This is a genomic window from Staphylococcus sp. EG-SA-15 (genome assembly GCF_017151895.1).
In the GTDB taxonomy this organism is placed as follows: domain Bacteria; phylum Bacillota; class Bacilli; order Staphylococcales; family Staphylococcaceae; genus Staphylococcus; species Staphylococcus aureus.
The window spans coordinates 1-247 of the sequence record NZ_JACVZN010000147.1; the positions used below are offsets into that span (position 1 = coordinate 1).

Annotated in this window: 1 pseudogene; it reads right to left on the reverse strand. The window is 33.2% G+C overall.

Features of this window, described 5'->3' with window-relative positions:
• Positions 1-120 precede the first annotated feature (120 nt).
• Positions 121-247 (reverse strand): annotated as a pseudogene (locus IDG64_RS14780) (LysR family transcriptional regulator); the annotation flags it as partial.

The window sequence follows — 247 nt, forward strand, 5'->3', positions numbered from 1 at the left end:
ATCGTTTAGGCTAACATATTAATAAAGCACTCATTATTTAAGGCGCATCATTACGTGGGTCATTGAAATGATGAGTGTTTTTTTGTGAAAATGAAGTGAAATTGAGAGAGCGTTTCCATAGAAAATATGATGATCGACTGGCAAAGTGGTCACGCCTATATCTACTTCATCATTGATAATTTGCTGTTCAATTGTTTTGCCGCCATTTTCTATTAAATTATATGTAACATTTGGATATTGTTGATGG